The sequence below is a fragment of the Pseudomonas sp. R45(2017) genome, from assembly GCF_002112305.1.
Taxonomy (GTDB): Bacteria; Pseudomonadota; Gammaproteobacteria; order Pseudomonadales; family Pseudomonadaceae; genus Aquipseudomonas; species Aquipseudomonas paraglycinae.
In genome coordinates, this window is the sequence record NZ_NEHH01000001.1 from 927,437 (window position 1) to 953,232 (window position 25,796).

23 protein-coding genes, 1 rRNA gene and 1 pseudogene are annotated in these 25,796 nt (G+C 60.9%); 12 read left to right on the plus strand and 13 right to left on the minus strand.

The features are described 5' to 3' along the window. Positions 1-41: 41 nt before the first annotated feature. The 3 genes from ggt to CAF74_RS04345 all read left to right on the plus strand — a co-directional run bounded on the left by ggt (position 42) and on the right by CAF74_RS04345 (position 2,812). On the plus strand, positions 42-1,874 hold the full coding sequence (ggt, locus tag CAF74_RS04335; RefSeq protein ID WP_085745401.1) for a gamma-glutamyltransferase: 1,833 nt from the start codon (positions 42-44) through the stop codon (positions 1,872-1,874). A 260-nt stretch (positions 1,875-2,134) separates the two neighbouring features. Further along, on the plus strand, positions 2,135-2,437 hold the full coding sequence (locus tag CAF74_RS04340; protein WP_085745402.1) for a type II toxin-antitoxin system HigB family toxin: 303 nt from the start codon (positions 2,135-2,137) through the stop codon (positions 2,435-2,437). A 3-nt stretch (positions 2,438-2,440) separates the two neighbouring features. After that, complete coding sequence (locus tag CAF74_RS04345) at positions 2,441-2,812, plus strand: type II toxin-antitoxin system HigA family antitoxin (RefSeq protein WP_074692315.1); 372 nt, start codon at positions 2,441-2,443, stop codon at positions 2,810-2,812. Positions 2,813-2,946: 134 nt separating this feature from the next. Here the strand turns inward: CAF74_RS04345 and CAF74_RS04350 are convergent, their stop codons facing one another. From CAF74_RS04350 to CAF74_RS04370, 6 genes and pseudogenes are all read right to left on the minus strand, one after another. Continuing rightward, positions 2,947-3,168 (minus strand): helix-turn-helix transcriptional regulator, encoded by a 222-nt coding sequence (locus CAF74_RS04350; RefSeq protein WP_085745403.1) that lies wholly within the window; start codon positions 3,166-3,168, stop codon positions 2,947-2,949. Positions 3,169-3,175: 7 nt separating this feature from the next. Continuing rightward, complete coding sequence (locus CAF74_RS04355) at positions 3,176-3,736, minus strand: DUF2975 domain-containing protein (RefSeq protein WP_085745404.1); 561 nt, start codon at positions 3,734-3,736, stop codon at positions 3,176-3,178. A 92-nt stretch (positions 3,737-3,828) separates the two neighbouring features. Next, complete coding sequence (locus tag CAF74_RS04360; protein WP_085745405.1) at positions 3,829-4,428, minus strand: flavin reductase family protein; 600 nt, start codon at positions 4,426-4,428, stop codon at positions 3,829-3,831. 87 nt (positions 4,429-4,515) lie between these two features. Further along, positions 4,516-4,947, minus strand: a complete 432-nt coding sequence (locus tag CAF74_RS29575; RefSeq protein ID WP_371857323.1) for a methyl-accepting chemotaxis protein — start codon at positions 4,945-4,947, stop codon at positions 4,516-4,518. A gap of 156 nt (positions 4,948-5,103) precedes the next feature. Further along, a pseudogene (locus tag CAF74_RS29580) lies at positions 5,104-5,832 on the minus strand (PAS domain-containing protein); the annotation flags it as partial. A 117-nt stretch (positions 5,833-5,949) separates the two neighbouring features. Next, positions 5,950-7,263 (minus strand): MFS transporter, encoded by a 1,314-nt coding sequence (locus CAF74_RS04370; RefSeq protein WP_085745407.1) that lies wholly within the window; start codon positions 7,261-7,263, stop codon positions 5,950-5,952. Positions 7,264-7,462: 199 nt separating this feature from the next. Between CAF74_RS04370 and CAF74_RS04375 the strand changes: the two genes are divergently transcribed. The 5 genes from CAF74_RS04375 (at position 7,463) to CAF74_RS04395 (ending at position 14,462) form a co-directional block, all read left to right on the plus strand. After that, positions 7,463-8,881, plus strand: a complete 1,419-nt coding sequence (locus tag CAF74_RS04375) for a short-chain fatty acid transporter (RefSeq protein ID WP_085745408.1) — start codon at positions 7,463-7,465, stop codon at positions 8,879-8,881. Positions 8,882-9,083: 202 nt separating this feature from the next. Then, positions 9,084-10,781, plus strand: coding sequence for a molecular chaperone HscC (locus CAF74_RS04380; protein WP_085745409.1), 1,698 nt, complete (start codon positions 9,084-9,086; stop codon positions 10,779-10,781). An 11-nt stretch (positions 10,782-10,792) separates the two neighbouring features. After that, positions 10,793-12,520: a J domain-containing protein gene (locus tag CAF74_RS04385; protein ID WP_085745410.1), complete on the plus strand. Its 1,728-nt coding sequence runs from the start codon at positions 10,793-10,795 to the stop codon at positions 12,518-12,520. A 61-nt stretch (positions 12,521-12,581) separates the two neighbouring features. Next, a complete protein-coding gene (locus CAF74_RS04390) occupies positions 12,582-13,754 on the plus strand; it encodes a hypothetical protein (protein WP_085745411.1) in 1,173 nt (390 codons plus the stop codon). 180 nt (positions 13,755-13,934) lie between these two features. Next, entirely contained in the window at positions 13,935-14,462 is a 528-nt protein-coding gene (locus CAF74_RS04395) for an SET domain-containing protein-lysine N-methyltransferase (protein ID WP_085745412.1), read from the plus strand. Between the two features lie 8 nt (positions 14,463-14,470). Here CAF74_RS04395 and can read toward each other — a convergent pair whose 3' ends face one another. Further along, a complete protein-coding gene (can, locus tag CAF74_RS04400; protein ID WP_007951756.1) occupies positions 14,471-15,115 on the minus strand; it encodes a carbonate dehydratase in 645 nt (214 codons plus the stop codon). A gap of 142 nt (positions 15,116-15,257) precedes the next feature. Between can and CAF74_RS04405 the strand changes: the two genes are divergently transcribed. After that, positions 15,258-15,662 carry a serine kinase/phosphatase gene (locus CAF74_RS04405; protein WP_085745413.1) on the plus strand — a complete coding sequence of 135 codons (405 nt, stop codon included), beginning with the start codon at positions 15,258-15,260 and terminating at the stop codon, positions 15,660-15,662. A gap of 15 nt (positions 15,663-15,677) precedes the next feature. Here CAF74_RS04405 and rimI read toward each other — a convergent pair whose 3' ends face one another. Both rimI and CAF74_RS04415 read right to left on the minus strand, forming a co-directional pair. Next, the gene (gene rimI / locus CAF74_RS04410; RefSeq protein ID WP_039766383.1) at positions 15,678-16,130 is read right to left on the minus strand and encodes a ribosomal protein S18-alanine N-acetyltransferase; all 453 of its coding nucleotides are present in this window, start codon (positions 16,128-16,130) and stop codon (positions 15,678-15,680) included. Continuing rightward, positions 16,123-16,875: an energy transducer TonB gene (locus CAF74_RS04415; protein WP_085745414.1), complete on the minus strand. Its 753-nt coding sequence runs from the start codon at positions 16,873-16,875 to the stop codon at positions 16,123-16,125. Before CAF74_RS04415 ends, rimI begins: the two co-directional genes overlap by 8 nt. A gap of 231 nt (positions 16,876-17,106) precedes the next feature. On the opposite strand from CAF74_RS04415, the gene mksB reads away from it, so the two are divergent. From mksB to mksF, 3 genes are read left to right on the plus strand one after another with little or no spacing between them, the layout of a single operon-like run. Next, the gene (gene mksB, locus CAF74_RS04420) at positions 17,107-18,387 is read left to right on the plus strand and encodes an Mks condensin complex protein MksB (protein ID WP_162803847.1); all 1,281 of its coding nucleotides are present in this window, start codon (positions 17,107-17,109) and stop codon (positions 18,385-18,387) included. Further along, positions 18,377-19,078, plus strand: a complete 702-nt coding sequence (mksE, locus tag CAF74_RS04425; protein WP_085745415.1) for an Mks condensin complex protein MksE — start codon at positions 18,377-18,379, stop codon at positions 19,076-19,078. The genes mksB and mksE overlap by 11 nt, the downstream gene beginning before the upstream one ends. Further along, the gene (gene mksF, locus CAF74_RS04430) at positions 19,075-21,915 is read left to right on the plus strand and encodes an Mks condensin complex protein MksF (RefSeq protein WP_085745416.1); all 2,841 of its coding nucleotides are present in this window, start codon (positions 19,075-19,077) and stop codon (positions 21,913-21,915) included. The genes mksE and mksF overlap by 4 nt, the downstream gene beginning before the upstream one ends. Positions 21,916-21,984: 69 nt before the next feature. On the opposite strand, the gene CAF74_RS04435 is transcribed toward mksF, so the two are convergent. From CAF74_RS04435 to rrf, 4 genes are all read right to left on the minus strand, one after another. Continuing rightward, positions 21,985-24,288 (minus strand): PqiB family protein, encoded by a 2,304-nt coding sequence (locus CAF74_RS04435; protein ID WP_085745417.1) that lies wholly within the window; start codon positions 24,286-24,288, stop codon positions 21,985-21,987. After that, a complete protein-coding gene (locus CAF74_RS04440) occupies positions 24,281-24,904 on the minus strand; it encodes a paraquat-inducible protein A (RefSeq protein ID WP_007951771.1) in 624 nt (207 codons plus the stop codon). The genes CAF74_RS04435 and CAF74_RS04440 overlap by 8 nt, the downstream gene beginning before the upstream one ends. Continuing rightward, positions 24,891-25,550, minus strand: coding sequence for a paraquat-inducible protein A (locus CAF74_RS04445; protein WP_007951772.1), 660 nt, complete (start codon positions 25,548-25,550; stop codon positions 24,891-24,893). Before CAF74_RS04445 ends, CAF74_RS04440 begins: the two co-directional genes overlap by 14 nt. A 149-nt stretch (positions 25,551-25,699) precedes the next feature. Beyond that, positions 25,700-25,796, minus strand: a 5S ribosomal RNA gene (gene rrf / locus CAF74_RS04450); the annotation flags it as partial.

Genomic DNA, 25,796 nt, shown 5'->3' on the forward strand with positions numbered 1-25,796 from the left:
ACAGTCCGTCAGACCTTTATCCCACGGACGGAGAGCCCCGCGTGTTTCCAGCCCTGCCCCTGAACCGGTTTCGCCTGCCCGCCCTGACGCTGATCGTCAGCGCCATCGCCCTCACGGCCTGCAACGCCCCGCCTTCCTCGACCTTGCCGCTGGCACCGGAAGCCGCCTCCGGTTACCGCACCGGCCTACAAGCCAGCCACGCCGAAAAACACATGGCCGCCGCTGCCAATCCGCTGGCCGCCGAGGCCGGTCGCGAAATGTTGCGTCAGGGTGGTTCCGCCATCGATGCCGCCATCGCGATGCAAGCCGTGTTGACCCTGGTCGAACCGCAATCCTCCGGGATCGGCGGCGGCGCGATGATCGTGCTGTGGGATGGCAAACAGGTGCGCACCTACGACGGTCGTGAAACGGCACCGGCGGGTGCGACCGAGAAACTGTTTCTGCAGGCCGACGGTAAACCGATGCCGTTCCCGCAGGCGCAGATCGGTGGACGCTCTGTCGGCACACCGGGGGTGATGCGTGCATTGGAGCTGGCGCACAAAAAGCACGGCCGCTTGCCGTGGGCAACATTGTTCGAGCCGGCGATCAAACTGGCCGAGCAGGGTTTTGCGATCTCTCCGCGCCTGCATTCACTGCTGGAATCCGACCCGGTGATTCGCCGTTCGCCGGACATGGCCAGGTACTTTCTGAACAGCGATGGCAGCGTCAAAGCCGTCGGCACGCGACTGCAAAACCCGGCGCTGGCCGCCGTGCTCAAACGCATCGCCAACGAAGGTGCGGACGCGCTGTACAAAGGCCCGATCGCCGAAGAAATCGTGGCCAAGGTTCAGGGCCACGCCAACCCCGGCAGCCTGTCGCTGAACGACCTTCAGCACTATCAGGCCAAGGAGCGCGCGCCACTGTGCACCGACTACAAGCGCTGGCAGGTTTGCGGGATGCCGCCGCCATCATCGGGCGGGATTGCGGTGGCGCAGACTCTCGGCACCTTGCAGGCGCTGGAAACCCGCGATCCGCGTCTGGCTCTGACGCCGCTCAAGCCAGTGAAAACCGATAAACCCGCCGGCATCGAACCTGCGCCGCAAGCCGTGCACCTGATCGCCGAAGCCGAGCGCCTGGCCTACGCCGACCGCGCGCAATACGTAGCCGATACCGACATCGTGCCGGTGCCGGTCAAAGGTTTGGTCGACCCGGGTTACCTGGCCAGCCGCGCCAGCCTGATCGGCGAACGCAGCATGGGCACCGCCAAACCCGGCACACCGCCGGGCGTACAGGTCGCCTACGCGCCGGATCGCTCGCCGCTGCGCATTTCCACCTCGCAAGTGGTGGCGGTCGATGACTTCGGTGGCGCCGTGTCGATGACCACCACCATCGAAGCAGCGTTCGGCTCGCACCTGATGGTTCAGGGTTTCCTGCTCAACAACCAGATGACCGACTTCTCGTTCATCCCCGAAGAAAACGGACAGAAAGTCGCCAACCGCGTGGAGCCCGGCAAACGCCCGCGCTCGTCGATGGCACCGACCCTGATCTTCGACCGCAACAGCGGCGAGTTCGTCGCCACCGTCGGTTCTCCCGGCGGCTCGCAGATCATCGAATACGTGGCCAAAACCACCGTTGGCCTGCTCGACTGGAACCTCGACCCGCAAAGCGCCATCAGCCTGCCCAACTTCGGCAGCCGCAACGGCCCGACGGAGCTGGAACAAGGCCAGTTCAGCCCGGCGCTGATCCAGGCACTCAAGGACAAGGGCCACACCGTCAACGAAATCGACATGACCAGCGGCACCCAGGCCATCGTGCGGGTCAAGGATGCTCAGGGGAAGGCAACGCTGTCAGGCGGGGCAGATCCTCGGCGTGAAGGGGTAGCGTTGGGGGATTGAATCAGCACTGCCAACTGAAAAAGGCTTACCGAGAGGTAAGCCTTTTTTGTAGGTCCATGAATCCAATTCGGCTAAATCACGCTGCCTTTTCCTACACCGGAAAAATGCTGTCCGGGATAGAGTTTGCCTCCACTGAATTCACTCCCCCCTTTCCCTCCACTGCCGACAGCATCGGTAAAAGTCATCAATTGACACCAACCATTTGTCCAGTATCCACCGACAGACTTGCAGCAGTCCCACAGCGGGACTAGGATCACGCCATGAGAATCATCGCCATCAGTCAGCTAAAAGTCTTTTGGGAACGATATCCGGAAGCAGAGCAGCCATTGCTGGCATGGATAGACGAAGCAAGAAAGGCAGGCTGGAAAACACCTGTGGATATCAAGTCACAGTTTGCTTGCGCCAGCATTCTGAAAAGCCGAAGAGTTGTATTCAATATCAAAGGCAATTCCTATCGCCTTATTGTCGCCGTGGCGTACCGCTTTGGCGCGGTGTACATAAAATTTGTCGGCACTCACAAACAGTACGACGCAATCGACGCTGATACCGTCGAAATGGAGTAACCCATGAACATACGTCCGATTCATACCGAAGAAGACTACCGTGCGGCGCTCAAAGACGTGTCCGCTCTTTTCGAGAATGAGCCAGAGCCCGGTACGCCTGAAGGTGATTACTTCGACATCATGATCACCCTTATCGAGGCCTATGAGGCCAGACACTTCCCACTCGACCTGCCCAACCCGATTGACGCCATAAGGTTTCGGATGGAGCAGTCCGGGCTGTCAGCCGCCGATCTCGCTCCAGCAATTGGCCGGACAAACCGCGTTTATGAAGTTCTGAATGGCAAACGCGCGCTGACGCTTCCCATGATCTGGAAGCTTCACGAATTGTTCGGTATCCCGGCAGAGAGTCTGATCAAACCCATGAAATCGGTCTGATAAAAAACAATCGTGCAGGCACCTCAACATGTATTGCCTACTCTGAATTCCGCACCCACCCAATGAAGAAGGCTTACCGAGAGGTAAGCCTTTTTTGTATGTGCATGAATCCAATTCGCCAGTAACCGAAACCCTCAGGCGTCACCCTCTTCCCCCGGCACCCGAACCAGCAGATCCCCGGGCTGACAGTTGAGGTACTCGCAGATGGCATCCAGAGTCGCCAGTCGCAGCCCTTTGACCTTGCCCTGTTTGAGCAGCGACAGGTTGGCCTCGGTAATGCCGATGGCGGCTGCGAGGTCTTTGGATTTGACCTTGCGCAGCGCGAGCATCACATCCAGTTGAATCACGATAGGCATGAGGACCTCAAATAAACGTACGGTTTTCCCGATCGACTTCACTGGCCTGCGCCAGAATCCGCGCGATGATCGAAATGCACGCGGCCAGAAACAACGCGACGAACGAGGCCGCCGTGATGCTCAAGGTGAACAGCCGCTCACCGACCGGTGCGTTCTGGGTGACCCACAGGCTGAGCATCGGCTCACAGAGAAAATCCAGCAGCACCCAGATCGCCACGGCTCGCCCGACCTTGCCCAGATGCTCCGCCGTTTCCCGGGCGAAATACTCACCCCGCGCGTAACTCTGAAACAGCCGGCGCAAATGGTTCAGGCCCGACGCCAGCGCCAGCAGGGGAATGCTCGACAGCAAGATCCCGCCCAACTTCTGCCACCACGGAAACAGCGTGGCGGTGTCGGCCATGTGTGACAGCTGGCGCTCGGTCAGCGCAAATCCCAGCCCCCAGCCTTCCTTTTCCGCCAACGGTGGGTAAGCCCATATGACAGCATTGAGCAGCAGCATCACGACGATCAGGATCAACGTCACCGTCGCCATGCGCCGACTGAATTGCACAAGCCTGTTGGTAGTCATGGGAAAGCCTCACAAGAATGAATGTGAGCGCCACCCTAACGACTAAAATTATCGAATAACAATAATTAATTGCTGCAAAACATTAATAACCGTCAGGCATCCAGACTTTTACCGACCACCGGATCACCGATCTTCAGAAAGTTGCCACCGGCCACGTGATGCAGCGTGCGCAGCTCATCGTGCCCTTCAAAATGCCAGCGTCCATCGCTGAACACCCGCGAATCAGCCTGCGCCGCGACCACCTCGGCGAGGAACAGATCGTATTGCTCGTGATTGTGCGGCTCCGGCAGCAACCGGCATTCGAGCCAGGCCACGCAACCATCCAGCATTGGTGCCTCGACCTGCTCGCCAGCAAAGCTCTGCAAGCCGTACGCCTGAAACTTGTCCTGACCTTGATCGCGATTGATTTCCAGGCCCGATGTCGAGCCGACGGTCTGCACGATGTCAGCCTGATTCACACAAGGAACGTTGAGAACAAAGGTGCCCGAAGCCTCGAGCAATTGTCGGGTCCAGGTGGATTTGTCGAGCACTACCGCGACTTTCGGCGGTTCGAAATCCAGCGGCATGGCCCACGCAGCCGCCATGATGTTGCGCTGCCCGTCATGAGCGGCGCTGACCAGCACGGTCGGCCCGTGATTGAGCAGGCGGTAGGCTTTGTTCAGGGAAACCGGGCGACGGAAGGACTCGCTCATGGGATCTGCTCCGGGAAAAAGAGCCGATTGTAGCGGGATAAAAACAACGAAGGGATGGCCGTGAACCATCCCTTCGCCTGGCAGGCATCAGCTGGATAACTGGTTGGCGAACTGGCCGACTGCATCCACCACTTTCTGCGCGCCATCCTGGATCTCGACGATCACCGTACCGGCCTCCGCCGCCAGCGCCAGCCCTTGTTCGGCCTGTTGCTTGCCGTCGGTCATCAGGGCCACGGCGTTGCGCGCCATGTCCTGGTTCTGGCGCACCACACCGACGATTTCTTCGGTCGCCTGGCTGGTGCGCGAAGCCAGTTGCCGCACTTCGTCGGCCACCACCGCAAAGCCTCGGCCCTGCTCACCGGCGCGAGCAGCTTCGATGGCTGCGTTGAGCGCCAGCAGGTTGGTCTGTTCGGCAATGCCGCTGATGGTCTTGACGATGGTGCCGATCACCTGGGATTGCTCGTTCAGCGCCTCGATGCCTTCGCCGGCAGTCTGCATGTGCTTCGACAGATCACGCATCACGTTGACCGCTTCCGTCACCACACGGGTGCCGCGCTGGGCGGTGCTGTCGGTCTGCAGGGACGTGCTGTAGGCGATGTTGGCGGCGTCGGCGACGGCCTGTTCCTGATTGACCTGATCGGTGATCACCGTGGCGAACTTCACCACTTTGTAGAGCTTTTCGTTGGCGTCGAGCACCGGGTTGTAGGACGCCTCCAGCCAGACCGTCCGGCCATGGCTGTCGACCCGCTTGAAACGGCCGGCAACGAATTCGCCGTTGTTCAGGCGACGCCAGAAGTTCTGGTACTCGGCGCTGTTGTACTCCTCCGGCTCGCAGAACTGGCGGTGATGTTTGCCCTTGATCTGCGCCAGGCTGTAACCCATGCCCTGCAGGAACCGGTCGTTGGCACTCAATACGTTGCCGCTGAGGTCGAACTCGATCACGGCAGTCGAACGCACCAGCGCGCCGATCAGGTTTTCGTGTTCGCGGGAGGCCTCGATAGTGCGGGTCAGGTCGCTGGAGAAAATCGAGAAGTGCTTGATCCGGCCATCCGATGAGCGAACCGGTTGGACGATGGAGCGCAACCACGCCTCTTCGCCGTTACCGCGTGAAAGGCGCACAGCGCCGGCGAAATGCTCGCCACGGGTCAGGGCGGCCTTGAAGCGGTGATGAAACTCGTCCGACTTCACATGGGCCGGCACGATGTCTTCGATGGCGCGGCCGATCAGATCGTGACTCTTGTAGAGCATTTCGTTGAGGAAGTTCTGGTTGACCGACTGAATCCGTCCGTCGGGCTCAAGGGTGAGCACCAGCATCTCGCTTTCCAGGCTCTCCTTCACTTGCAGAAGGCTGGAGAGTTCTTCACGAAGAGCCGCCAGCTCTTGCTTCAGGCGTTTGTTGAACATGGGAAAGCACCGATGGACTGGATGGAGAGCGGGTATGCAGCCTAACCATCGGCCTTGGAAATCTTTTCTGAAGAGCGCTTGAGGCGTGTCCTACAAAAATAGTTACGCCTCGACAATTCAGGCGGTGCCGGCCACCGGGCACTGTTCTGCGCGCGGCATGCGCGAGCCGAAATACGCCGCGCTGACGACGCCCACCGCGCCCATCACCGTGCAGAACATCACGCAGATCCACGGACTCCACGGCATCAGACCGATCAGCAGCAACGGTGTGACACTGGCCCAGGCGGCGTAGGCAATGTTGTAGGTGAAGGAGATCCCGGAAACGCGGATCCGCGCCGGGAACAGGCTGACCATCACCGACGGCACCGCACCGACCACGCCACAGCACAAGCCGGCGATGGCGTAGGCCAGACCGACCCAATCCCCGCCGCTGATCAGGCAGCTATAAAGCAGACCGATGCCCAGCGGCAGCAGCAGACTGTAAAGCATGACCGTGCGCCAGGCGCCGATGCGATCGACCAGCCGGCCGGCGATCACGCAGCCGATGTTCAGGAAAACAATGCCCAGCGCGCTCAGCGCGAAGGTGTGGCCGGCGGTCATGCCGAAGGTTTTTTGCATCATGGTCGGGGTGATGACCACGAACACCACCACTGCCGAGGTCAGCACGCAGGTCAGGAGCATCGCCGGCAACATGGCCAGCCGATGATCGCGCAGCACGGTGCGCAACGGCAGTTCGACCCGCGCCTCGCGCTGCGCTTCCATGGCCATGAACACCGGGGTTTCGCTCAGCCAGCGGCGCAGCCAGACACCGATCACGCCGAACACACCACCAAGCAGGAACGGATAACGCCACGCGTAATCCAGCACTTCGGCCGGGGTGAACACTTGCGCCAGAAAAGTCGCGGTCAATGCGCCGATCAGATAACCGAAGGTCAGCCCGGCCTGCAGAAAGCCCAGGGCATAACCGCGATGCCCGGCCGGAGCATGCTCGGCCACGAATACCCAGGCGCTCGGCACTTCACCGCCCACCGCCGCGCCTTGCAGGATGCGCAGCGCCAGCAGCAGCAACGGTGCGAAATAACCGATCTGTGCATAAGTCGGCATGATCCCGATCAGCAGGCACGGCAGCGCCATCATCAGGATGCTCAGGCTGAAAACCTTCTTGCGCCCCAGCCGGTCGGCGAAATGCGCCATCAGGATCCCGCCCAGCGGGCGCGCTAGATAGCCGGTAACGAAGATCCCGAAGCTTTGCAGCAGGCGCAGCCACTCGGGCATTTCCGGCGGGAAGAACAGCTGGCTGAGGGTCAGGGCGAAGAACACGAAAATGATGAAATCGTAGATCTCCAGCGCCCCGCCCAGGGCCGCGAGGCCGAGGGTCTTGTAGTCGGAACGGCTGAACGGCGCCGGTCGGGCAGTGGAATGGGCAGTCATGGCAAAGAACTCTGGCAGGCAAAAAACCAAGGCGCCCATGGTCTACGCAAACGGGCCGCCGGACAACCCGTTAGACCATAGTCTGATTCAGCAAAACACGGTCACAAAAATCCGCCGGTTGATTTACTGTTGGCACCTGTCCAGACGGGCCGGCCAAGCCCCGAAGACCACAATAAACATAAAAATCCGAGGTACTCCCGTGGCCGTTGATATCGAAGATAGCCGCTCTGCGCGCTTTGCCTTGCGCTGTTCAAGTTTCGCCGAACGCTGGTTTCCCGACTCCTGGGTATTCGCCGCGCTGGCGGTGATCATCGTCGCGCTGGCGACCCTGGCCATGGGCGCCAAACCCACCGACGCGGCCATGGCCTTCGGTGACGGGTTCTGGAGCCTGATCCCGTTCACCATGCAGATGGCCTTCGTGGTGATCGGTGGTTATGTCGTGGCCAGTTCGCCGCCCGCCGTAAAACTGATCGATCGCCTGGCGCGGATCCCGAAGAACGGTCGCTCGGCCGTGGCCTGGGTCGCGCTGATTTCGATGGTCGCGTCCTTGTTGAACTGGGGCCTGTCGCTGGTGTTCGGCGGTCTGCTGGTGCGCGCTCTCGCCCGCCGCACCGATCTGAAAATGGACTACCGCGCCGCCGGTGCCGCCGCCTATCTTGGCCTCGGCGCCGTTTGGGCGCTGGGCCTGTCGTCGTCCGCCGCGCAGTTGCAGGCCAACCCGGCCAGTCTGCCGCCGTCGATTCTGTCGATCACCGGGGTGATTCCGTTCACCCAGACGATTTTCCTCTGGCAGTCGGGAGTCATGCTGCTGGCGCTGATCGTGATTTCGATCATCATCGCCTACGCCACCGCGCCCGGCCCGAACTCGGCGCGTGACGCCAAGGCCTGCGGCATCGACCCGGCCTTCAACCTGCCACCGCTGCAACCGCGTACCCGCCCAGGCGAATGGCTGGAACACAGCCCGTTGCTGATCATCCTGCTGGTGCTGCTGGCGGCCGGATGGCTGTTCCACGAGTTCTCGACCAAACCGGCGATCACCGCGATTTCCGGGCTCAACACCTACAACTTCCTGTTCATCATGCTCGGCGCGTTGCTGCACTGGCGCCCGCGCAGTTTCCTCGATGCGGTGTCGCGTGCCGTGCCGACCACCACCGGGGTGCTGATCCAGTTCCCGCTGTACGGTTCGATTGCCGCGCTGATGACCACGGTCAAGGGCAGTGACGCCCAGACCCTGGCCCATCACATCTCGACGTTCTTCGTCAGCATCGCTTCCCACGACACCTATGCACTGCTGATGGGCGTGTACTCGGCGATTCTCGGTTTCTTCATTCCGTCCGGCGGCGGCAAGTGGATCATCGAGGCGCCGTACGTGATGCAGGTGGCCAACGATCTGAACTATCACCTCGGTTGGGCGGTGCAGATCTACAACGCCGCCGAAGCCTTGCCGAACCTGATCAACCCGTTCTACATGCTGCCGTTGCTGGGCGTGCTGGGGCTGAAGGCGCGGGATCTGATCGGTTTCTCGTTCGTGCAATTACTGGTGCACACGCCGTTGGTATTGGTGCTGCTGTGGGCGCTGGGCACGACGCTTTCGTACTTGCCGCCGGTCATGCCTTAAACGATGACCACAGGGCGCCGGCTCCGGCGCCCTGTCTTTCCCTTCGACAAAAAGCGACCCGGACCATCCCTCCTGCGGTTGCCTGTCGTAAATAATGGCTCAGAGCCATCATCTTTCTTTACCGCGCCACTGCCTCGGTAATATTCTTGCGCGCCCAATATCTGTTTCATTTTTTGTCTGAGCGCAAAGGGAGTTCGTTGCAATGATCGTCGGGATTGACCTGGGAACCACCAACAGCCTTGTTGCCGTATGGCGCGGCGATGCCACTGAGTTGGTGCCTAACGCCCTGGGGCAGTTCCTGACACCCAGCGTGGTGGGCCTGGACGATCAGGGCCGGATTCTGGTCGGGCAAGCTGCTCGCGAACGCCTGCACACTCATCCGCGCCTGACCGCTTCGCTGTTCAAGCGCCATATGGGCAGTGCGACGGAGGTCTACCTCGGGGATAAAAAATTCCGTCCGGAAGAGCTGTCGGCGCTAGTGCTCAAGAGCCTGAAAGAAGACGTCGAGCGCACTTACGGCCAGACCGTCACGGAAGCCGTGATCAGCGTTCCGGCCTATTTCAGCGACGCCCAGCGCAAGGCCACGCGCATTGCCGGTGAACTGGCGGGTCTCAAAGTCGAAAAGCTGATCAACGAACCCACCGCGGCTGCACTCGCCTACGGCTTGCATCAACGGGACAAGGAAACGTCGTTCCTGGTGTTCGACTTGGGCGGCGGTACGTTCGACGTGTCGATTCTCGAACTCTTCGATGGGGTCATGGAGGTGCGCGCCAGCGCCGGTGACAACTTCCTCGGCGGCGAGGATTTCGACAACGTGCTGCTTGAGCACTTTATCGATCAGCATCGCAACGTGTCGGACTTCCCCGAGCGCTCGACCATCCTCCAGCCGCTGCGCCGCGAGGCAGAACGTGTGCGCCGTGCACTGGGTCAGGACGCCAGCACCGAATTCAGATTGCAGGTTGGCGAAAAGCAATGGACCCAGACCATCACTCAGGCGCAAATGGCGACGCTGTACATGCCGCTGCTCGAACGTCTGCGCGCGCCGATCGAACGGGCCCTGCGTGACGCACGCATCCGCGTCAGCGACCTCGATGAAATCCTGCTGGTCGGCGGCACCACCCGCATGCCGCTGGTGCGCAAACTGGCTGCCGGGCTGTTCGGCCGCTTCCCGTCGATCAGCCTCGATCCGGATCAAGTGGTCGCTCAGGGCGCGGCGATTCAGGCAGCGCTCAAGGCCCGTTCGGCCGCGCTGGAAGAAGTGGTGCTCACTGATGTCTGCTCCTACACCCTGGGGATCGAGACTTCCACGCAGGTCGGTCGTCAGTATGAAAGCGGTCATTACCTGCCGATCATCGAGCGCAACAGCATCGTCCCGGTCAGCCGGGTCAAAACCGTGCAGACCCTTCACGACAATCAGGAACAGGTGGTCGTGAAAATCTTTCAGGGCGAAAGCCGCCTGGTCAAAGACAACGTGGCGCTCGGCCAACTGGACATCAAGGTGCCCAAGCGCAAGGCCGGCGAAGTCGAACTGGATGTGCGTTTCACCTACGACAACAACGGTTTGCTCGAAGCCCAGGTCAGCATTCCCCTGACCGGTCAGCAACATTCGCTGGTCATCGAAAACAACCCCGGCGTGCTGACGCCGGAGGAAATCCAGCAGCGTCTGCAAGCCTTGGCGCAATTGAAGATCCATCCGCGCGAGCAACAGGTGAACACCCTGCTCAGTGCACGGCTGGAACGTCTGTATCAGGAAAGCCTGGGCGACCTGCGCGATCAGATCGGCTACTGGGCCAAGCAATTCCAGCAGGCGCTGGATTCCCAGGACGAGCGGCAGATCCGTGAAACCCGTACCGAACTGAGCAAGCAGTTGAGCGCCCTCGACCGTAACCCCTGGCAGTAAGGAAGCACGACATGGAATGCTGGTCCGTCCTGCAACTGCCCGAAGACGCCGGGCTGCGCGATATCAAGCGCAGCTATGCGCGCCTGCTGAAAGTCTTTCGGCCCGATGAAGATGCCGCAGGCTTCCAGCGCCTGCGCGAGGCTTATGAGCGTGCTCTGTCGATTGCCCAGTGGCGCCTTGAAAACGAGGAGAGCGAGGAGCACGGCGACGTCATGCTGGCTCCTGGGATCGCCGCGCTGGCGGTGCAAGAGCAATCCATGGTTCAGCCGCTGCAGAAGACCGGGACCGATGCGTGGGATTACCCTGCGGCGCTATTCGAACCGGTGACCCCGGCCGCGCCCGAAGCACCGCTCGAGTCGCAGACCTTGCGGGTACAGCCCCTGAATCCGGAGCCTCTTAACCTGGAGCCCGAGCAGCCGACTGCCGACCCGGCCATTGAAGCCGCATCGCAATTGCTGAACGGCCTCTCAGACAACAATCTGGATGAGCGCTGGGAGCAAGCGCGCCAGCAGGATTGTGCGCAAGCGTTCCAGGCGCTGTTGCTGACGTTGTGCTTCGATCATCCCGCGCTGCGCCTTTCGATTGCCCGATGGGCGGTGCTGCACCTCGGCTGGCTGGGCCCGTGGCAGGAGATCGTCATCGGCGACGGGCAGCGCAGCATTCTCGCCAACGAGTTGCTGACGGACTACCGGCAATCGCTGGAAACGCTGCTCGCCTCGCAAAACGAGCGCGAATTTCTCGCGCTGCTCAAGTCTTACACGGCCCAACCCTGGCTCCAGGTGTTCGACCGTCGGGAACATTGGCAGCAGATCATCCTGCAACTGCTGCAGGACACAGAGTGGAGCGTTCCGCTGTTCGACCGTATCTCCCAATTATTTGGCTGGGACGACACCAAGGGTATTCATCCGCAACCGGACTGGCTCTGGCAGGCGCTGATCGAGCGCTGCAACCAGGAAAGCCTCTACGACACCCTGTGCGCCCGGGCCGAAGATCAGCGCAACGGGTCGCCCGACGCTCTGGCCGCGCGGATGCTGATCAGCCCGATGAAGCCGCGGCAACAGAAAGACATGACCGACCGGTTCATTCCGGCGGACTGGCAGGCCTGCCAGCAGTTGTCGGAAACCCTCAAGTGGCGCTTTCCCGACCTGCTCGCCCGCCTGCCCTACGCCGACGTTTTCTACTGGCGACGCTTTCTGCCGCGTTACATTGCCGCCGAAACCTGGTTGCGCTCGTGGGCCGCGATTGCGCTGGCGCTGTGGCTGTTTTATCTCCCCACCGAGCACAAGACCACGGCAATGAGCATCGTCATTCCCCTGGCCTTCGCCTGCGTTCCTGTATGGTTTTTTCGGATCGGCTTGAGTTACTGGTTTCTGATCAGCGCCCATTTGATCGTTCAGGATCTGTGGTTGACCGAAAGGATCATTCCGCGCCGATGGAACCCTGATACCCGCTGGCTCGTGCTGCGCCATGGCGTACCGCAAGCCGTCATGATCCTGCTGTTCTCGGTCATGCTCGGTGGGCTGGGAGCCTTCACCTATATCGGGGTGATCCTGATCGGGCTCTGGCACAAGCGGCGCATCGGTACGCTCGACCCGGAGTTCAGCGACAAGCACCCGTGGCTGACCGCACTGCACTGGGCGCATTTCAGCCCGTTGCAACTGTTGTTTCTGCTGGTCATGACCGGCGTGATTCTCGCCAGTCAGCTTGGTTATTCGCTGAAACACCTGTTCCCCGGCTAGGCTGGACGCGGGCCGGATTGCCCTCCACCAAGGTTTTACCCTCGCTGAAAAGGATCTGAGCATGTTGAAACTTGCAGGCCTCACCCTCGCGGCGCTCACGTTGAGCGCCGCCGCCCACGCCGATGTCGACCTGAAACTGGGCAGCACCGAACGCGTCACCCGCCTCTTTGCCTACCCCAACAATTGCAGCGTGATCTGCTTTCGCAACTGGACGCTGGAGCAGACCGTCGCCCATTACCTGAGCCAGAGCGTGCAGCGCGACGGCTACACCAACGCCAAAGTGCTGGTGAAAAACGACAACGATCAGCTCTACGCCGAAATCAGCGGCGTACCGAAGGGCTACGACAAGCCGCTGACCGCGCTGCTGGACGCCGGCGATCTGGCCTACAAAGGCGCCAGCAAACTCAATGCCGACGGCAAATGGGCATACAGCTGGTACCTGTTCCTGCCGCTGGGCATGGCCCTGGAAAACCGCAAGAGTGTCGAGCTGCTGCACTTCCCGCCGGACTACTCGCTGACACAGGCCCAGGATTACCTGCGCTCGAACACCACCGACCGCTGGGCCGCGCTGCTGACCGACAATGGCATCCCCGCCAACCAGACGCCGGCCTACCAGACCATCATCGACATCGCCCCGATCGCCGCGCCCGCCAGCGCCGGCAAGGATCTGGAAGGCATGTACGACTACTTCAAGGATTACCAGACCACCATGGTCAAGCAGGTCAGCCAGAACGCCAGCGGCGCCGTGCTGCCGATGGTTGCCTTCGGTGCGCCGGTGCGTAACTGGATCAAGCAGCAATACGGCGCGACCGTGAATGTACTGGGTCTGGCAACCATCAGCCCGAGCACGGGGGTGAACGTGCCGGTGCTGGGTTCGAACCACCCGAGCTACATCTGGTACGCCGCCGACCCGAGCAACTACACCGGCGACGATGCCCAGGCCAAGGCCGATGCGGCCGGTCTGAAGGTAATGGAGCAAGACCTGAGCGCCGCCTGCTGGCAGGCCGGGATGGGCAGCAAACCGGACACCGATCCGAAGACACTGCTCAACAGCTGCACCCAGACCTGGCAAGTGACGCAGAAAGCCAAGACCTGCGAGCTGTTCTACACCACGATCCGCAACCAGACCGTGGCACAGGCGGACAAGACCTGCTCGACCGCACCAGTCAAATCCCAGTTGCAACAGCTCAAAAGCCCATTGCCGGACATGGCCGCGCCCGCGGCCCATCTCTGAAAGGACATGCGATGTTCCCGTGTCAGCCTTGGCTGACCCGGGAAAGCGTCTATTTCGCCTGTCAGATCTGACAGTAGACCGCTAATGTGATTTACGGGATCTTGGATCCAATGATCGTGTTGCAGGACTGACAGGACGTCAGCTCGGGAAAGTCGCGACACCTGGCCAACAGGGAACGTTATGAACACTCACGCATTACCGGGTAAACCGGCACGCGATACCGAGGGCATTTATCCTTTTGCCGGACTCCCCGTGCGCATGGGATTTCCGTCAAAACAGGATTTCGAGATTGTTCACGATCCCGAGGGCGTAGCCACCGCTGTCGTAGCGTGCCGGGAGTTCCTGCGCATCACCCGAATGTGCCGGGTTTCAGGCCAGTTGCTGCCCTATCGCTGCCGGCAGACCCGGCAACTGATGCCAGGGATTCATATCTACGATCCACGCTTTTGCGGACTTTTCGAACACTCATGCGATCCAAACACCTTCTTTGACGCAGTAGAATTATGGTTCTGGGCTCTGCGCGACATTGCCGAAGGTGAACGATTGACCATGGACTACAACGCCACCGAAGACAAACTGCTGCGGCAGTTCGCCTGCGGTTGCGGCTCCTCGCGCTGCCGTGGGTGGATCACCGGTTACGACGAATCACCCAATCTTGAAGGCCAGCGCTACTTGTTGAGCTGGCGCCGCCGGCAAGGTTTACGCTGAACGACCGGTCAAGGCGCGCCGACCGGACGCAAACGGTATTGCGGCGGCAATTGCTCGAAACCGCTGATCGTGGTGTTCAGGCTCTTCCAGCGACCATCCTTGATGCCGTAGATGCAGCCGTGGATCGACAGGCTCTGCCCGCGATGCCAGGCGTTCTGGATGATGCTGGTGTGGGCGACGTTGGCCACTTGCTGGATCACGTTGAGCTCGCACAGACGGTCGACCTGTTCTTCTTCGGTCGGCAGCTTGGCCAGTTCTTCGCGCTTTTCGTAGTAGAGGTCGCGGATCGAACGCAGCCAGCCGTCGATCAGACCGAACTGACGATCCTGCATCGACGCCCGCACACCGCCGCAGCCGTAGTGCCCGGTCACCAGAATATGTTTGACCTTGAGCACGTCCACTGCGTACTGGATCACCGACAGGCAGTTGAGGTCAGTGTGCAGCACCACGTTGGCAACGTTGCGATGAACGAACAGATCGCCCGGCAGCATGCCGACGATTTCGTTGGCCGGCACCCGTGCGTCGGAGCAGCCGATCCACAGATATTCAGGCGTCTGCTGACGGGCCAGCTTGGCGAAGAAATCCGGGTCTTCCTTGGTGATCGCGTCAGCCCAACGCTCGTTGTTATCAATCAGGTCTTGTAAGTCATGCATGCTGTAAGGCCTCAAGAAAGATGCGCTGGTATGACAGTCGACCGCCCGTCGGGGTCACGCGGGGGTCGTGGGTGATTTGCTTTGAATTTCTCGTGCACCCGGTGAGTCCATCCCAGTAAGGCCCACAGTATGAGGAATTGCCATGACTGATTCACGACGTCCCTTCGATGCGGCGCAACCGGAGCCCATCGATGATAACGAAGACCGCATGGGTTCGGTGCATGAGCTGGACTTCGACGACGAAAAGCCCAGTGCGAAGATCGGCGATGAGCTGCCCGAGCGCGAGCGCGAACAGTTGATGCCCCGTGACCGCGTGCGTGAAGCCGGTTTCACCGGGGCATCGACTGCCGATCACGAACCCACCGACGATGACCTGAGCCCGGAAACCCTGATCCGTGAAGATGGCGCCCGGGATGCCCAAGAGCTCGGGGAAGGCAATCAGGCCGATTGGGATCTGAGCGTGGTCGACGAGGACGATATCGGCGGCGGCAACGGGCTGGATGAAGCGGAACTGGCGCGCCGCGATCCGCTGGATCGCAAGCGCTGAGGGCTCCTGCCGCGATCAGTCGACGAGCGTGCAGGCCATGACCACGGCATCTTCACGCCCGCCGACCGCCGGGTAGTAATCCCGACGCCGGCCGATCTCGTTAAAGCCATAACGTTCATACAGGCGAAACGCCGAGGTGTTGCTGTCGCGCACTTCCAGGAAACATTCCCGGGCATTGGCGGCGTAGGCGCGGGACATCAGGTATTCGAGCAGGGTCAGCCCCAGCCCGCGCCCCTGGTTTTCCGGCTTGACCGTGATGTTGAGCAGATGCGCCTCATCGAGAATGATCTGCACCACCCCGTGTCCCACCTGTTGCTCGCCTTCGAACATCAGCCAGATCTGGTACTTGCCCAGGCCATCGAGAAAAATCCCGCGGGTCCACGGATGGCTGTACGCGGCGAATTCAATCTTCAGCACAGCGTCCAGATCCGCCTCGGTCATCGGGCGAAACGATACAGCGTCACTCATTCGATTCTTTCCAGCGCGCCATCAGCCGACGCATGGCTTGCCACACGGCGGCCTTGCGCTGTGGCTCTTCCATCAACAATTCCAGCCCCGGCACGGCCCACGCCAGGCCAAGACCCTCGATTTGCAATTCACGGTTGAACGCCTCGGCATCCGCTTCACCGGCAAAGCGCACCGCCGGCAGGCCGATCAGCCACAGGCAGGCGCACGGCGCCGCCTCCATCTGCACCGACAGGAAACCCTGGACGAAATCCCGGGCCGCTTCAGGGCCCTGATCCATCGTGCCGCGATTCAGCCATGGCCAGCGCACCGGCTCACCGACAATCTGCGGCGCGTCCGGCAGACCGGCGGCACGCAGCATGTCCTTGAGCAACAGATAGGCAGGATCGCGCGACTGGAAGGCTTCGCCTGTGGGTAACTCCACCAGCAGCAGGCAACGGCCGGCGCGCAGCAATTGCAGGGCGAAACGCGGTGGCGGCACCGGCGCCGGCTTGGCCACCACAGGTGTTTCGTCGACTTCTTCGACCGGTTTGGCGCCCGTACGGGTGCTGGCCAGCGAAGGTCGCGGAACCTCGATCTTCGGCCGCTCGACCGGACGCGCAGCCGGCTGCTCCGGCGCTTCGGCCGGGGTTGCCGGAATCACCGGCGCGGCAATTCCGGGCTCGGGCTCGGGCATGTCCAGCAGCTCGGGCCGTGATGGCGCGGCAGAGGGCAATTCGGTGCGCGGCAGCCAGTTGACCACCTGCATGGCGTTCAAATAGGCGCGGCGGCGGGACTCGATTAGCAAGGGTCGGCCACTTGTGGATAACTGAAGTGCGCTGATTCTACCGCCCTTCGCTCAAGATCGCGCGCTGTTGATCGATAGTCTTGACCGATACCTTGACGCAAAGAAAAGCGACAGCCCGTCCCGAGAGTGAATCGCATCCTTCGTGATGCAGTACAATCGCGGCTTTTAATCGCCAACCAGCCGGCCATTCCGATGATCGAACCCAAGCGCGTCTTGCGCGCCCTCGCTGAACACTGGGCACTTCTGGAGCCACTGTGCGAGCACTTCGACCAGGGCACCCTGAGCCTCAACGAACTGCGCACGCAACTGGCCGCCCAACAACTGGACAGCACGCCGCAGGACATTACCAGCCTGCTCGACGTGTGGATCCGCCTCGACATTCTGGTTCCCGTGGCCAAGAGCCCGAACCGTTTCGAGCTCAATGCGCAGATTCACGACTTCCTCGCCTACCTGCGCCGCGAGCACCGTCTGGGCCTGTGCCTGGAAATCGAAGCCTATCTGCGTCACCTCGAGCGTCTGGCCGGTTATATCCAGGATGCGTTCGACGTCCGTGACGGCAATGATCTGGCGCGTCAGTTGCGTCTGCTCGACATGCGCGTGCGCGACGTTCTGAAGAAACTCGACAACGACGAACAGGCGTTGGTGGCCGTGGCCGAACGGGCCAAGACCAGCGACCGGCAGATTCCGCTGCGTCAGCGTTACGCCGAAGTACTGGCGACCTGGGACGAATACGTCGAGCCGATGATCGATCTGGTAAACGCCGACGGCGCTTTCGAACAAGGCGTGCGCAAGGTCGAAACCGTGCTGCTGAAGATGCTCAGCGAACAGCAGCGCCTCGGCCATCTGGTCGATGACGACATGCTGCTGCGCACCCACGCGCGCATCCTCGAAATGCAGACCAGCGCCCAGTTGACCCTGCGTCACGCTCGGGAATTGCTGCTGCCGCTGCGTGAAGAAGCGCGCCGGCACAACGCCGTGACACGTGGTGCCGCACTTGCGCTGGCCGCGATCCGCCGCAAAGGCATCGACGCCGTGCCGCAAGCCGCGATGCCGCTGTTCACCCGGCCGCAAAGCACCTTCCTCGGTAGCGCCAGTCAGGTTGAAGCCTACGTCTACGCCCTGGCCCGTTTCGAGCCGAAACCGGCGCGTTTCCCAAAGGCGCACAAGTCGCAGAAGACTGGCGATGCCCCGCGCGCACCGCGCACCGTGCGCGAGATGGTCGACCGCTGCGAAGAATCCCTGCCGATGCCGGATCTGATGACCTGGCTGCTGGAGCAGGAACCGGACGGCGCGACCGACGAATTGCTTTACTGGTTCTCGCGCCTGTCGCGGGAGAAACGCTTCAAGCGCGAGCGTCTGGAACGCCGCGAATACCACACTCACGAGCACCAGGTCAGCCTGCGCTCCTTCGCCCTGCTCTCGGCCGGCGACACCGCCGCCGAGGATTCTGCGAGCATTCCCAATGCATCTTGATCTTTCCGAACTGTCTCAGCTGGCGCCGATCTTCCGCGAGCTGTTCAAGGGCTACCACGTCAGCCGCCGCGACCCGGAGCTGTACGCACAACTGTCGAACTTACAGGACCAGTACCGCACGCTGTTCAAGGCACTGGGTTTCGAACTGGTCTGCGACACCCGTGGTTTCTATTACTTCGTGCCGGACATGGCAGCAGCGGCGGTGAACAAGACTGCTCAGCGTCTGGCGCTGTTCACCTTCATCCTCGTCGAGCATCTGGCCGATCAGGGTCGCGATCCGATCGCCGTGCTCGACGGCGGCAGCCTCGGCCGCGAAGAACTGCCGTCGCTGCTGGAAAAGTACCGCGACCTGTTTATCCAGGCCGAAGTGCAGACCGTTGAAGAGCTGGAAGAAAAAATCATGCGCCGCATGACCCAGCTCGGCTTCGCCAGCGAGGAAAACGGCGTGTACCGTTTCCTGCCGCCGATGCATCGCTTCCTCGACGTCTGCCTGTCGGTCCAGCAAGACCGCGATCTGGCGGCCAGCGTGCACAGCGTTCTGCCGCTGCCAGCACCGGTACTGATTGACGAAGCCGCCGAGGCGAAATTTCTCGCCACCGACGACCCGCTCGATCTATCCGAATTTGAAGAAGAGAGCGAAGAAGACGCACTGGCCAGAGCCATTGCCGAAGAACAGGAGTCCGACGCATGAGCCAGGAACGCTACGGCATCCGCCGCTTTGCCCTTTTGAACACCGCCGGTTACAGCCTCGGCCTGTTCCCGCTGGAAGAACCGCTGTCGGTCTACGGCGCGAACAACCTCGGCAAATCCGCCTCGATCAACGCCTTGCAGTTTCCGATTTTGGCGCGCATGTCGGACATGAGTTTCGGCAAGTACAGCCTGGAACAGTCCCGGCGTTTCTACTTTGCCTCCGACACCAGCTACATCCTCGTCGAAGTGAACCTGCCCCACGGCCCGCACGTGATCGGGGTGGTCGGTCGCGGCCCGGGCGGCGGTTTCGGTCACCAGTTTTTTGCCTATGCCGGCAAGCTCGATCTGGCGCATTACCAGAAGAACGACACCTGCCTGCGGCAGAAAGAGCTGTTCAGCAACCTTGAGAAAGAAGGCCTGAAAGCCTACGAACTCAAGCCCGATGAGCTGCGCCGATTGCTGGTGGGCGGTCACACGTCGATCCCGCTCGATTTGACGCTGATTCCGCTGCGCTCCACCAGCGAGCAGAGCCTGAAGACCTTCCGCGCGCTGTTCATCAACCTGCTGCACATGCGCGAAATCACCGCAGCCAAGCTCAAGCAATTGTTCCTCGATGCCTTCGAACACAGCCTGCGGTCCGGCAGCGTCGATTACATCGCGGCGTGCGAAGAAGCCTTCCGCGATGTGCGTCGCATGGAACAGGACTACAACTCGCTGGTAGCTGCCGGCCCGCTGGTCGAAGCCTTGGCCAACGGTGTGAAACAGCGCGACGTGCTGCGCGGCAAACTGCATCGCCTGTCGCCGCTGCTCGACTCGTTGCTCGGCACCTGGTCGGACTACGCCACGGCGCGCAAGGAAGAGCTGACCATTCAGGCCGAGCACTACCGTCGCGAGCAGGACGACCTGCAAAACGATCAGCGCGGCGGCACTCAGGAACTGATGCGTCTGGAGCGGGAAATCTCCGGCATCCAGCGCTGGCTCGGCGAGTTGTCCGTTCTGAAGAACCGCTTCGCATTGGTCGATGACGTCAAAGTCCTGGAGCAGCAACTGCTGGCGGCCAAGGACGCTCACGACGAACTGGCCGGTGCGCTGGCGCAGTCCCGTCAGTTCAGTGCCGAGGATCTCGAAGAACGTCTTCGCGATCTGGAAAAACGCCTGAAGTCGGTGAAGCAACAACTCGATCACGCCGACAACAACAGCTATGCACGCCTGCGCGAAGAGTTCTCGCAACAGGATGTCGAGCGCCTGATGCGCCTGTTCAACAGTGCGCTGTTCAGCCTGCCGCTGGGCGAACACGGTATCACCCTCGACGAGAACGGCGAGTGGGTAAAATCGGTCGAGCTGATCCTCGACGGCTTCAAGGGCGAGCGTTTCGAAGTGCCGGGCCTGTCGATCGACATCTCGCACATCGAGCCACCGGCTCTTCAAGCGCTGGCCGACCGTGCCGCGCTGCGCGATCAGAAAGAGCGTCTGGAAAAAGAGCTCAAACAACTCAAGACCCAGCAAGCGGTGGCCGCCGACCGCGCTGCGAGCAAGACCCAGACCGAAGCGCTGTACCAGCAGGTGCTGGATGCGCAAAAGGCGCTGGAAGATTTCCGCCGCACCCAGACCCTGAGCGCCGAAGAAGGCGACAAGCTGGAGCAACTGGCGCAAATGGAAGCCGCGCAGGACGAACTCAAGCGTTCCAGCGATGCGTTCACCGAGCGCGTCCAGCAACTGTCGGCCAAGCTGCAACTGGTCGGCCGGCAGATTGCCGACATGGAAGCCAAGCAACGCACCCTCGACGATGCCCTGCGTCGCCGTCAGTTGCTACCGGCGGATCTGCCATTCGGCACGCCGTTCATGGATCCGGTCGACGATTCCATGGACAACCTGCTGCCGCTGCTCAATGACTATCAGGACAGCTGGCAAGGCCTGCTGCGTGCCGATGGCCAGATCGAAGCGCTGTACGCACAAGTGCGCCTGAAGGGCGTGGCCAAGTTCGACAGCGAAGACGACATGGAGCGCCGTCTGTCGTTGCTGATCAACGCTTACGCGCACCGTACCGACGAAGCCCTGACCCTCGGCAAGGCGCGTCGCGCAGCCGTGACCGATATCGCGCGGACCCTGCGCAATATCCGCAGCGACTACGACAGCCTCGAGCACCAACTGGCGCTGTTCAACCGTGAGATCAACAAGCGTCAGGTCTCCAACCTGCAGAGCTTCCGCATCGTGCTCGCGCCGAACAAGGAAGCGCTCAAGCACATCGACCAGATCATCCACAGCGCCGGTCAGTACGAAGAAGGCGAAACCTTGTCGGTGTTCGACCTGAGCCAGAGCGCCGAGCAGGACAACAAGAACGAAGAGGCCAAGGAGTACCTGGCGCGGCTGGTGGCGGCAAACCACAACCAGCTCGGCCTCAAGGACTTGTTCGAACTGGCGTTCGAGATCACCAAGGTCAACGGCCAGCCGGTGATCCACACCGACATCGATGGCGCGGCGTCCAACGGCACCACGATGACCATCAAGGCGCTGACCAACATGTATTTGTTGCTGCACTTGATGGACCGCGACCTGGCCGGTCGCGTGCGCCTGCCGTACTACCTCGACGAAGCGGCGGACATCGACGAGAAGAACCAGGCCGCTCTGCTGGAAACCAGCCTGCAACTGGGCTTCGTGCCGATTCTGGCGAGTGTGAAGCCGCAGGTCTGCGCCAGTGTCGCCATCGACCTGGAAGGCGGCAGCGGCCCGGCCGGCATCTACATCGACGAGGCGGACTGGAAATACATCCGCCGTCACGATTTGGTGAAAGCCACCATCAATGTCGAAGCGGACGAGCCGGAGCTGGATGCGGTTTGATGCTTAACTGACGGGCACAAAAAAGGGCCGCGATCCAATGGATCGCGGCCCTTTTTCATGGGCTCGGGATTATTTGCCGAGGGGGATTTTCGGCGCCCAGGTCAGCCATTCGTCTTCGAACTTGTCGAACAGTGGGAAGGTTTGTTCGGCACGCGCGGGGTTGCCCATCTTCTCGCCGTCCGGTGTGGCGAAGGCGATACCGCCCTGAATCACGGTCTCAAGCGACTCCGTGCGTACGGTCATGCCTTTGAACAGGCCGATATCGAAACCTACACCACTGGTGTTCCAGAAACGGCTGCCGCTGCGCACCAGTGGCGCGTATTTCGGTTCGATCAGGATGTGCACCAGTACGCGATCCGCTGTCTGGCCCAGTTCGTAACCGGTGACTTTGCCTACGGTGATCTCTCGGTAGGTCACCGGAACACCCGGTTTCAGCGAGCCGCGACGGGCAGCGCTCAACACAAGGCTCAAGCCTGCCTCCTGCTTGGTGACTTCCGGCGGATTGGCCAGGGCCACGAAGTTCTTCTGCGGGCCGAGGTTCTTGGCCGCAGGTTGCACTTCGATGTACTGGCCGGTGACCAGGGTCTCCAGGTTCGAGGTCTTGATCAGACCCAACTCCGGTTTGACCACCCAGAACTGACTGCCGACTCGAGCAATCTTCTCCGGCACTTCAGTGATGCGCGCGGTGAGGATTACCGATTGCAGATCATCGGTCAGGTCGACACTTTCGATCTTGCCGACGTCCAGTCCCTTGAAGCGCACCGGGGTGCCGCTGCGCAGACCGTCCGCGCGATCGACCTTGATGGTGACGACGGCGCCTTTCTGATTCGCTTCATCATGGTTGGCGAACAGACGGAAGCGCGGGATGCGTTTTTGTAACGGTGCTTTGGCTTGTGGCGTTTCGAAGGCAATGCCGCCGGCCATCAGGGTCTGCAGCGATTCACTCTTGACCTGAATCCCGCCGGTCAACCCGCCGGTCAGCGTGACACCGCTGACGTTCCAGAACCGGGTCGAGGCGTTCACCAGGTTTTCGTATTCCTTCTCGATGTGGACGCCAATCACCAGTTGTTTGCGGGTCTTGGAGAACTGATAGCTCTGCACCGAACCGACCTTGACCTGCTTGTAGAGGATCGGGCTGCCGACGTCGATCGAGCCTAAGGTATCGGTGAACAGGACCAGGTGCAGGCCGGGTGCGCGCAGATCCAGCGGCGGGGCTTTTGGCCGGGCCTCGAATTCACGCTGTGGCGCACCGCCCTTGTCGCCCGGGCGAACGGCAATGTAGTTACCTTTTACCAACGCTTCCAGACCGGTGATGCCGGCCAGGGAGATCGATGGTTTGACTACCCAGAACTGCGTGCCGGTGACCAGATAGTCTTCGGCCAGCGGATCAAGGGTCAGTTCGGCGGTGGCGCTGGACAGGTCCGGATCGATCTTCAGCGCTTTCAGGTTACCGACCTGAATGCCCTTGTACATCACCGGGGTGCGCCCGGCTTGCAGGCCCTCGAAATCGCTGAGTTTGACCTTCACGCGGATACCGGCGGCGGCCGCATCGAAGTCTTCGTAGAGACGGAACGGCAGGCTTGGATCGGTGGGCGGGCTGTCCTTGCGGTTCTCCGGGGTGGCGAAGGCGATACCGCCGGCGACGATGCTGGCCAGGGATTCACTGCGCACTTTCACCCCGGACAGGTTGGCGTCGATGCTGATGCCGCTGGCGTTCCAGAAACGTGTGTGTTTGCGCACCAGTTTGGCGTAAGTCGGTTCGATGAACACCTTGAGCTCGACCGTACTCTGGTCTTCCGACAGCACGTAACTTTTGATCTGACCGACTTTGATCTGCTTGTAGAACACCGGGCTGCCGCGATTCAACGAACCCAAACGATCGGCCTTGATCGTCAAGTGCAGACCGGGCTTCGAATCCGATAGCGGCGGCTCTTCGGCCAGGGCCTTGAACTTGCGGGTCGGCTCGCCTTCGCCAGGACTGATGGCGACGTAGTTACCCGATACCAGGGTTTCCAGGCCGGTGATACCGGCCAGGGTCACGCTCGGTTTGACCAGCCAGAAACGGGTGCTGGTCTTCAGATACTGATCGACATCCTTGTTCATCTCGATGGTCGCGATGACACCTTTGGAGTTGCCTTCATCATCGAGCTTGAGGGTTTTCACCTTACCGACCGGCATGCCTTTGTAGACCACTTCGGTCTTGTTGGCCTGTATGCCTTCACCGCTTTCAAACCGCACCTGAATCTCGATACCGGTTTCGGTGTAGGCACGCCAGCCGAGCCAGCCGCCAATAATCAAGGCGATCAGGGGCAGCACCCAGATGGCAGACCAGTTCGAAGCCGGTCGGGTTTTCGCTACAGGCAAATCAGTCATGGTCGGCGTCCGACTCCGTGTTATCCCAAATCAGTCGGGGATCGAAAGTGACAGCGGCAAGCATCGTCAGAATCACCACACTGGCGAAGGCGATGGCGCCAAGATTGGCTTCGACACTGGCAAGCCGGCCGAAGTTGACGACCGCCACCAGAATGGCGATCACGAAAATATCGAGCATCGACCAGCGGCCGATGAACTCGATGAAGCGGTACATCCAGATCCGTTGACGGGCGGACAACGGCTGGCGGCGCTGTACGGAAAACAGCAGCAGCGCGATGCCCACCAGTTTGAAGGTCGGCACCAGGATGCTGGCGATGAACACCACGGCAGCGATCGGAATCATGCCGTGCTGCACCAGCTGGATGACGCCGGACATGATCGTACTCGGGTCACCCTGGCCCAGAGAGCTGACGGTCATGATCGGCAGAACATTGGCAGGGATGTAGATAATCGCGGCCGTGATCAGCAGCGCCCAGGTTCGCGCGAGACTATTGGGCCGCCGGGCGTGAACCAGCGCACCGCATCGGGTGCAGGTCTGCACATCGCTGTCGGTATCCTGCCTGTTCAGTTCGTGGCATTCGGTACAGATCAGAATGCCTGCATCAATCGCCCGCATGGGCATCTTCTCCTGATAACGCCTGCCAGATCTGGTGCGGCGACATCACCACTTCGAGCCAGACCTGAACCAGTAACAAGCCGATGAAACACGCCAGACCGAGGCCCACGGTGATAGCCGCCATGTCCGCCAGTTTGACGATCGCGACCAAGACGCCCATGAGGTAGACCTCAAGCATGCCCCAGTCTTTGAGGTGGTGATAAATGCGGTAGAGCAGCAGACCATAACTGCGTCCGATGTTGAAACGGATCGTCAGCAACACGATCAGCTGACACAGCAGTTTCAACAGTGGAATCGCCATGCTGCAAAGGAATACGACAACCGAAACACCGCGCATATCGGTGTTGAACAGACCGATAACACCGCTCCAGACGGTGTCCTGCGACGATTGCCCGAGAACATTGAGCTGCATGATGGGTAAAAAGTTCGCCGGCACGTAGAGCAACAGCGCGGCAATGACCAGGGCGAGGCTGCGCTGCACCACGTTATGACGGTGAGCGTACAGTTCGTAACCGCAGCGTGGGCAGAGGGCTTTTTCGCCGTGAGCAAGCTTGGGCTTGCGCATCAGCAGATCGCACTCATGGCAAGCCACCAAGTCATCCAGCGGTAAATCTGACAGCCCGGGGGCGTCAACCGAATCTGACATAAGGGCTCTGGCTCCGAGAAAGTTGGGATCTATTCTAGTGTTCTGATTCGAAAATAACTGTGCAAATTTGTTCGCTGACGCGAGCAAAAACTTTCCTGCGGGCAAAACAAAACCCCAACTGCTTTCGCAATTGGGGTTTCGGAATTTAATCTTGACGATGACCTACTCTCACATGGGGAAACCCCACACTACCATCGGCGATGCATCGTTTCACTTCTGAGTTCGGGATGGGATCAGGTGGTTCCA

What these genes read in the sequence shown, in the direction of transcription:
- CAF74_RS04445 (WP_007951772.1), bottom strand. Translation starts at nt 25,550, where the DNA reads ATGTCAGATTCGGTTGACGCCCCCGGGCTGTCAGATTTACCGCTGGAT.
- CAF74_RS04380 (WP_085745409.1), top strand. Translation starts at nt 9,084, where the DNA reads ATGATCGTCGGGATTGACCTGGGAACCACCAACAGCCTTGTTGCCGTA.
- CAF74_RS04415 (WP_085745414.1), bottom strand. Translation starts at nt 16,875, where the DNA reads ATGCAGGTGGTCAACTGGCTGCCGCGCACCGAATTGCCCTCTGCCGCG.
- CAF74_RS04340 (WP_085745402.1), top strand. Translation starts at nt 2,135, where the DNA reads ATGAGAATCATCGCCATCAGTCAGCTAAAAGTCTTTTGGGAACGATAT.
- CAF74_RS04390 (WP_085745411.1), top strand. Translation starts at nt 12,582, where the DNA reads ATGTTGAAACTTGCAGGCCTCACCCTCGCGGCGCTCACGTTGAGCGCC.
- mksF (WP_085745416.1), top strand. Translation starts at nt 19,075, where the DNA reads ATGAGCCAGGAACGCTACGGCATCCGCCGCTTTGCCCTTTTGAACACC.
- CAF74_RS04345 (WP_074692315.1), top strand. Translation starts at nt 2,441, where the DNA reads ATGAACATACGTCCGATTCATACCGAAGAAGACTACCGTGCGGCGCTC.
- CAF74_RS04355 (WP_085745404.1), bottom strand. Translation starts at nt 3,736, where the DNA reads ATGACTACCAACAGGCTTGTGCAATTCAGTCGGCGCATGGCGACGGTG.
- CAF74_RS04370 (WP_085745407.1), bottom strand. Translation starts at nt 7,263, where the DNA reads ATGACTGCCCATTCCACTGCCCGACCGGCGCCGTTCAGCCGTTCCGAC.
- mksB (WP_162803847.1), top strand. Translation starts at nt 17,107, where the DNA reads ATGATCGAACCCAAGCGCGTCTTGCGCGCCCTCGCTGAACACTGGGCA.
- mksE (WP_085745415.1), top strand. Translation starts at nt 18,377, where the DNA reads ATGCATCTTGATCTTTCCGAACTGTCTCAGCTGGCGCCGATCTTCCGC.
- CAF74_RS04360 (WP_085745405.1), bottom strand. Translation starts at nt 4,428, where the DNA reads ATGAGCGAGTCCTTCCGTCGCCCGGTTTCCCTGAACAAAGCCTACCGC.
- CAF74_RS29575 (WP_371857323.1), bottom strand. Translation starts at nt 4,947, where the DNA reads ATGCGTGATCTGTCGAAGCACATGCAGACTGCCGGCGAAGGCATCGAG.
- CAF74_RS04405 (WP_085745413.1), top strand. Translation starts at nt 15,258, where the DNA reads ATGACTGATTCACGACGTCCCTTCGATGCGGCGCAACCGGAGCCCATC.
- CAF74_RS04350 (WP_085745403.1), bottom strand. Translation starts at nt 3,168, where the DNA reads ATGCCTATCGTGATTCAACTGGATGTGATGCTCGCGCTGCGCAAGGTC.
- CAF74_RS04395 (WP_085745412.1), top strand. Translation starts at nt 13,935, where the DNA reads ATGAACACTCACGCATTACCGGGTAAACCGGCACGCGATACCGAGGGC.
- CAF74_RS04435 (WP_085745417.1), bottom strand. Translation starts at nt 24,288, where the DNA reads ATGACTGATTTGCCTGTAGCGAAAACCCGACCGGCTTCGAACTGGTCT.
- CAF74_RS04385 (WP_085745410.1), top strand. Translation starts at nt 10,793, where the DNA reads ATGGAATGCTGGTCCGTCCTGCAACTGCCCGAAGACGCCGGGCTGCGC.
- rimI (WP_039766383.1), bottom strand. Translation starts at nt 16,130, where the DNA reads ATGAGTGACGCTGTATCGTTTCGCCCGATGACCGAGGCGGATCTGGAC.
- CAF74_RS04440 (WP_007951771.1), bottom strand. Translation starts at nt 24,904, where the DNA reads ATGCGGGCGATTGATGCAGGCATTCTGATCTGTACCGAATGCCACGAA.
- can (WP_007951756.1), bottom strand. Translation starts at nt 15,115, where the DNA reads ATGCATGACTTACAAGACCTGATTGATAACAACGAGCGTTGGGCTGAC.